The following is a 4,050-nucleotide window of genomic DNA, read 5'->3' as shown; positions in this document are numbered from 1 at the left end:
CGTTCGCCGCGGTCCCGGGAGCCGCCGCCGGCAGCGGCGCCGGCAACCCGGTCGCCGCCCGGTACGTGGCACTCGGCGACTCCTACGCCTCCGGGTACGGCATCGGGCCCCAGGAGAGCAAGGTGTGCGACCGCGCCAAGACCAGCAGCTACCCGGCCCTGCTGAGCGCCTCGTACCGCTCGGCGAGCTTCAGGAACGTCGCGTGCAGCGGCGCGACCACGCGCAGCATCTGGAACGCGGAGCACGGCCAGCCGCCGCAGATCAAGGCCCTCCGGCCCGACACCACCCTGGTCACGCTGACCCTCGGCGGCAACGACATCGGCTTCAAGGAGCTCGCCGTCGTCTGCGCCGGCCTGAGCCGGCAGGATCCCACCGGCGACCCGTGCCGCGACAATTTCAAGCAGGGCGACACCGACCAGCACCTGGCCCGGATCGAGACGCTGAAGCCGCGGATCGCCGACGTGCTGACCGACATCAAGCGCAAGAGCCCGCGCGCCAGGATCGCGCTCGTCGGTTACCCGTCGGTGCTGCCGGACAGCGGCAAGAGCTGCCGCTCGTCTGAGGTGCCCCTCGCGGACGGGGACTTCTCCTACCTGCGCAACATCACCAAGAGGCTCAACAGCGCGCTCGCCGAGCAGGCACGCAAGGCGGGGGCGATCTACGTCGACACCTACACGCCGACGATCGGCCACGACATGTGCGCGGACACGACGCAGCGCCTGATCGAACCGCTGCTCACCGCCAAGGGCGGTATCGCTCCGGCGGCCGCCCACCCGAACCTCCGGGGGCAGCTCAGCCTCACGCTCATCACCAAGCAGGCCATCGACAAGGCCACCGGCCGCTAACTCCCCGGCCCGCCCCGACGTGCTGGGCCGTCGGTAGATTACCTGTGACACGCTCACCGGATGGCGGCGTCACCCAGGTGCCGACCGGCCACGCGATCGACCTGGAGGGTCCCGAAGGTGTCCAGCTGCTGTCCTCCTTCGCGTTCCGGCGAGCACGCGACCCTCCAGCCGCTCGCGTCCGCCGCCCGGCGGCGCGGTTCCGGTGACCTGATCGTGCTCCCGGGTGGATCGTTCCGGATGGGCACCGAAGACCGCGACGGGTTCCCCGAGGACGGCGAGGGACCCGTCCGCGAAGTCACCGTGGCGCCGTTCGCCATCGACGCCTTCTGCGTGTCCAATGCCTGGTTCGCGGAGTTCGTCGAGGCGACCGGATTCCGCACGGAGGCCGAGCGGTTCGGCTGGACGTACGTGTTCGCCAAGTTCCTGCCGGGTCCCGTCCGCAAGAGTTCGCCCCGGCCACAGCAGACGCCATGGTGGTGCGGCGTGCCGGGCGCCGACTGGCGCCACCCGGAGGGGCCCGGCAGCGACCTCGAAGGCCGCTGGGACCATCCCGTGGTGCACGTGTCCTGGAACGACGCGGTGGCCTACTGCGCATGGGCCGGCCGGCGGCTGCCGAGCGAGGTCGAGTGGGAGTACGCCGCCCGCGGGGGGCTGGAACAGGCCCGCTACCCGTGGGGCGACGAGCTCACGCCGGGCGGGGAGCATCGGTGCAACATCTGGCAGGGCCGGTTTCCCACCCACGACGAGGCCGCGGACGGCTACTCCGGCACCGCGCCGGTCGACGCGTACGAGCCCAACGGATACGGGCTCCACAACGTGGCGGGCAATGTATGGGAGTGGTGCGCCGACTGGTTCGACGCCGGGAAGGTGGGTCGCACCATGCGGGGCGGCTCCTACCTGTGCCACGCGTCCTACTGCAACCGGTATCGGGTCGCGGCCCGCACCTCCAACAGCCCCGACAGCTCCAGCGGCAACCTCGGCTTCCGCTGCGCCGCCGACATCTGACCCAACGCCCCTGGATTGGGCAGGACTTGCGAGGAATTTGGCCTGCAAAGTGATCAGTCGCCTGGGCCAAGGTGTGAGCACCACTCATCTGCCGTGTGGCTGCACACACTGAGACAAGGGGATGCAGGTTTGAGCACTTCAGAAGAACTCCTGGCATCGGCTGACCCCGAAGTAGGGCACTTTCAGCTGGTAGAGGTCACCTATTCGGAGTTGGATCTCGCCCACGTGCTGCACAACTCCCGCTACGCGGTGCTGCTGGAGAACGCGGTCATGGCGTACTGGCTGGAACGGGGGTGGCACTACGACCCCGCTCGGTCCCTCTTTCCCGACTCCGTCCACTTGGTGCGGGCCTTCGAGATCACTTACCACCTGCCCATCACCGAGGTGGGCAAGGTGGGCGTGCACTTCTGGATCGAACGGGTGGGGCGCACCAGTTACACCTACGGTTTCCGGGTGGTCTCAGCCGACCGCGCGACGTTGTACGCCGAGGGAAGGCGCGTCCAGGTCAATCTGAGCACCGCCACGCTGACCCCGATCCCGCTCAGCGCCGAGGAAGTGGCGGCGGCGCGGCCGCTCATCCGGCACGCCGACTAGAGAAGGCCCGCGTTCTCAGCCGGCGTTCACTCTCGCCTCGCCCGCCTCGCCCGCCTCGCCCGCCTCGTGTGGATCGCGTGGATCGCGCGACGCCAGGTCGTGGGTGCCGATGACGGACAGCAGTTCGAGCTGGGCGGCGTCCTGGGTGCCGGGTGGGGCGGTGAACCACAGCAGGCGCTGGAGCCCGTCCTCGCCCGGCCGGATCCACGCGCGCCGGGACTTCAGGAACGCGGCGAGTTCGGGACGGTTCATCCACCCATCGTCACGCCCGCCCGCGGACCGAGCCAGGGGGCGCCGACCCCCGGGTCGGCGCAGCCCTGGCTAACGGCCTGAACCTCCGGCGATCGTGGGGGAACGCCGTGCCCCGACGGTCCACGTCGACCAGGTACTGCCGCCGCGCGGGGCCGCCGAAGGCCCACGAGATCGTCGCCGCGGGCACGCTCGTCCTCGTCCCCTGATCGCCGGACATCGGAAACCGAAGGAGTACACATGAGACGGTGGCCAGCCCTGTTCGTGGGTGTCGCCCTGGCGGCGGCCCCGGCCGTGCCGGTCCACGCGCACCCGAGCCATCCTACGCCGCCCGGCGCGACGCCCGCGGTGACCGAACCGTCCTACGGCAAGGGATGGCGACGGCTGTCTCCGATCCCGCGCGGGCCCCGTCAGGAGCACAGCGTCGCCGCGGTCGGCCACTCGGTCTACGTGATCGGCGGCATCCTCGCCGACCCGGCCGGCGGCTTTCCCACCACCGGCCGGGTGGAGGTCTACGACACGCGGCGTGACACCTGGTCGGACGCGCCACCGCTGCCCGTCCCGATGAACCACCCGAACGTGGCCGCGGTGGGCGGCAGGATCTACGTCCTCGGCGGGCTGTCCGGCGGAGCCTCGTGGCGGGCCCTGCGCGACAGCTTCGTCTACAGCCCGGGTGCGGACCGGTGGAGGCGGTTGCCGTCCATGCCCGCGGGCATCGAGCGGGGCAGCGCCGCGACGGGCGTGCACGGGACCCGGGTCTACCTGGCCGGGGGCATGCGAACACTGGTGCCGAGCCCCGGCGGCCTCCAGGACACGGTCGACACGGTGTCGTCGTACGACGTCGTGACCGGCCGCTGGGAAACGCTGCCGAGCCTGCCGCAGGCGCGCGACCACGTCGGCGGGGCGGTCGTCGGCACGACGTTCTACGTGCTCGGCGGCCGGGACCGGGGGCAGGTCAACGTACGGGACAGCGTCTACGCGCTCGACCTGCGCTCCCGGCGATGGACGGAGCGGGCGCCGATGCCGACCGCCCGCGGCGGCATCGCCACCGCGGCCGTGGGCACGAGGATCTACACCTTCGGCGGCGAGGGCAGGCACGACGGTGCCGACCCGAACACCGTGTTCGCCGAAGCGGAGGCGTACGACACCGTCCACGATCGCTGGCGGCGACTCGACCCGATGCCGGTGCCCCGCCACGGCACCGCCGCCGTCGCCGTGGGCGGCACGATCCACATCCCCGGCGGTGGCACCGCGGGCGGCGGCAGCCCCGTGGCCGTCAACGACGCCTACCGGCCCTCCCGCCGCTGACCCGGCGGGCTCAGGATCCGTCGACGGCGGCGAGCCGGCGCCGGAGGTG

The 4,050-nt window shown here is 71.6% G+C and carries 5 protein-coding genes; 4 read left to right on the top strand and 1 reads right to left on the bottom strand.

Annotation, left to right across the window (positions count from 1 at the left end; translation table 11 throughout):
• From DQW85_RS26495 to DQW85_RS26485, 3 genes are all read left to right on the top strand, one after another.
• The coding region (locus DQW85_RS26495; RefSeq protein WP_162795397.1) for an SGNH/GDSL hydrolase family protein at nt 1–845 on the top strand (845 nt) is incomplete at its 5' end.
• Between the two features lie 207 nt (nt 846–1,052).
• Nucleotides 1,053–1,850 carry a formylglycine-generating enzyme family protein gene (locus tag DQW85_RS26490; RefSeq protein ID WP_275888263.1) on the top strand — a complete coding sequence of 266 codons (798 nt, stop codon included), beginning with the start codon at nt 1,053–1,055 and terminating at the stop codon, nt 1,848–1,850.
• A 129-nt stretch (nt 1,851–1,979) separates the two neighbouring features.
• A complete protein-coding gene (locus DQW85_RS26485) occupies nt 1,980–2,444 on the top strand; it encodes an acyl-CoA thioesterase (protein ID WP_240197437.1) in 465 nt (154 codons plus the stop codon).
• Nucleotides 2,445–2,459: 15 nt separating this feature from the next.
• On the opposite strand, the gene DQW85_RS46070 is transcribed toward DQW85_RS26485, so the two are convergent.
• A complete protein-coding gene (locus DQW85_RS46070; RefSeq protein WP_205315424.1) occupies nt 2,460–2,696 on the bottom strand; it encodes a hypothetical protein in 237 nt (78 codons plus the stop codon).
• 237 nt (nt 2,697–2,933) lie between these two features.
• On the opposite strand from DQW85_RS46070, the gene DQW85_RS26470 reads away from it, so the two are divergent.
• Nucleotides 2,934–4,001, top strand: coding sequence for a Kelch repeat-containing protein (locus DQW85_RS26470; RefSeq protein WP_113702650.1), 1,068 nt, complete (start codon nt 2,934–2,936; stop codon nt 3,999–4,001).
• Nucleotides 4,002–4,050 lie beyond the last annotated feature (49 nt).

Source organism: Nonomuraea lactucae (assembly GCF_003313395.1).
In the GTDB taxonomy this organism is placed as follows: Bacteria; Actinomycetota; Actinomycetes; order Streptosporangiales; family Streptosporangiaceae; genus Nonomuraea; species Nonomuraea lactucae.
Note: the sequence above shows the minus strand (reverse complement) of the source record. Positions and strands in the feature narration are given on the sequence as shown.

What these genes read in the sequence shown, in the direction of transcription:
- DQW85_RS46070 (WP_205315424.1), bottom strand. Translation starts at nt 2,696, where the DNA reads ATGAACCGTCCCGAACTCGCCGCGTTCCTGAAGTCCCGGCGCGCGTGG.
- DQW85_RS26470 (WP_113702650.1), top strand. Translation starts at nt 2,934, where the DNA reads ATGAGACGGTGGCCAGCCCTGTTCGTGGGTGTCGCCCTGGCGGCGGCC.